Raw genomic sequence first — 2359 nt, 5'->3', positions numbered from 1 at the left:
GCTTTAGCGGTCGGAGTCGGGTAGTTTACCTGCTGCTGGAGAGGCTGCTGGGGCCGGCCATAATGGGAAAACGCCATCCTGGCTGTGGCGGAATCCTTTGCGAGAGCTTGCCTGCATCCATGCTGGAACACGACATTGTCATCATCGGGGGAGGGCTGGCCGGTTGCCGAGCGGCTTTGGAGGTTATGCGACGGGATCCCAGCCTCGACCTGGCCTTGGTGTCCAAAACCCATCCCATTCGCAGCCACTCGGTAGCAGCCCAAGGGGGCATTGCCGCCGCCTTACAAAATGTTGATCCGCAAGATTCCTGGGAGGCTCATGCCTTCGATACCGTCAAGGGATCCGATTACCTAGCGGATCAAGATGCGGTGGAGATTCTGGCCCGGGAAGCTCCTGAAGTGATCATCGACCTAGAACACTTGGGGGTCTTGTTCTCCCGCCTGCCGGATGGCCGCATTGCCCAGCGGGCCTTTGGGGGACACAGCCACCCGCGCACCTGCTATGCCGCCGACAAAACTGGGCAAGCCATTTTACACGAGTTGGTGAGCAACCTCAAGCGCTTTGGGGTCAAACTCTACAGCGAATGGTATGTGCTGGATCTGATCCTGGCAGAAAACCAAGTCCAGGGCGTGGTGATGTTGGAGCAGGCCAGCGGGCGGCTGGAGGTGGTGCGGGCCAAGGCGGTTATGTTGGCTACAGGCGGCTATGGACGCATCTACAACTCCACGTCCAACGACTTTGCTTCCACCGGCGATGGCATGGCGATGGTGGCGCGGGCCGGCCTGCCTCTGCAGGATATGGAGTTTGTGCAGTTTCATCCCACGGGCCTGTATCCGGTGGGGGTGTTGATCTCAGAGGCAGTGCGCGGAGAGGGGGCCTATCTGATCAATGGGAAGGGGGAGCGCTTCATGGCCGCCTATGCCCCCAGCCAGATGGAATTGGCCCCACGGGACATCACCTCGCGGGCGATTGTTACGGAGGTGCGGGCCGGGCGCGGTATTGACGGCAAAGATTTTGTCTACTTAGACCTGCGGCATCTGGGGGCAGAAAAGATCCACACTCGGCTGCCCTTCTGTTGGGAGGAGGCCCATCGCCACTTGGGCATCGATGCGGTTGTCGATCCCATTCCAGTGCGACCGACGGTGCACTACTGCATGGGTGGGATCCCGGTGACGGTGGAGGGGCAGGTACTGCGGGATGCCCAAACCCGTGTGGAAGGGCTGTTCGCTGCCGGTGAAACGGCCTGTGTTTCGGTGCATGGGGCCAACCGGCTGGGCAGCAACTCTCTCCTGGAGTGCGTTGTTTTCGGGCGGCGCACAGGGGCAGCCATGGTAGAAGCCGTCAGAGGTCGAGCCTTGCCGAAAGTGGACGAGGGATCCCTACTCAAACAGGCCGCCAGCCGGATTGCCGGGCTCCTGGAACGATCAGGGAAGAGCCGCATTGATCAGGTGCGGCGGCAATTTCAAGATTGCATGACCGAGCATTGCGGCGTCTACCGCACCGAATCGGTTCTCCAAGAAGGGATCCAAACATGGCAACAGATCCGCCAGCGTTACGAGCAGGATTTGCGCTTGGACGATCGGGGCAAGGTGTGGAACACCGAGCTGATCGAAGCGCTGGAGCTGGACAACCTCATGACGGTGGGGGCTTTGATCCTCGCCAGCGCCCTGGAACGGCGGGAAAGCCGTGGCTCCCACGCGCGGGAAGATTACCCCCAACGGGATGATCAACGGTTTTTACAACACACCTTGGCTGCCTTTCGCGAGGGATCCCCTCAGATCAGCTATCGCCCCGTGGTGATCACCCGGTTTCCCCCTCAGGAGCGAAAATACTAACTTTCCAGAGGCCTCCCAGGCCGATTAGGATTGCTCTATCGTTCCCGTTAGCAGGATGGAGCCCCTTTCAAAATTATCCAATATCTAGAGATTCCATCTTCGCCAGCTTGAAATCTCGTCTACTGCCGGAGGGCCAGCCATGCAAGAAACCCTGGAGAAAGCAGCCGTCGCCCTGCAAGCGGAGCTGAATCTGGAGCCTTTTTGGATGCCCTTTACGGCCAATCGGCAATTTAAAGCCAACCCGCGCCTGTTGGTGGCCGCCCGAGACATGTACTACACCAGCCACGATGGCCGCCAAATCCTAGATGGGACTGCCGGGCTGTGGTGTGTGAATGCCGGCCACTGTCGTCCCCCAATTGTGGAAGCAATCCAACAGCAGGTGGCCCAACTGGACTACGCCCCAGCTTTTCAAATGGGCCATCCCAAAGCCTTTCAACTGGCAGAGCAGCTCATCCAGCTCACTCCTGCCGGACTGGATCACGTTTTTTTCACCAACTCTGGCTCTGAGGCGGTGGATACGGCCC

General features: G+C 59.5%; 2 protein-coding genes. Both read left to right on the top strand.

What is annotated here, in order from left to right:
* Positions 1-119 precede the first annotated feature (119 nt).
* A complete protein-coding gene (locus NW815_RS14030) occupies positions 120-1835 on the top strand; it encodes a succinate dehydrogenase/fumarate reductase flavoprotein subunit (protein WP_414389860.1) in 1716 nt (571 codons plus the stop codon).
* A gap of 139 nt (positions 1836-1974) precedes the next feature.
* On the top strand, positions 1975-2359 hold a 385-nt coding region (locus NW815_RS14025; protein WP_414416154.1), incomplete at its 3' end, for an aminotransferase class III-fold pyridoxal phosphate-dependent enzyme.

This window comes from Synechococcus sp. R6-7 (assembly GCF_047461695.1).
In the GTDB taxonomy this organism is placed as follows: domain Bacteria; phylum Cyanobacteriota; class Cyanobacteriia; order Thermostichales; family Thermostichaceae; genus Thermostichus.
This window is presented reverse-complemented; position numbering and strand designations above follow the sequence as displayed.

Excerpts from the sequence above, each read along its gene's own strand:
- NW815_RS14030 (WP_414389860.1), top strand. The coding sequence starts at position 120 with ATGCTGGAACACGACATTGTCATCATCGGGGGAGGGCTGGCCGGTTGC.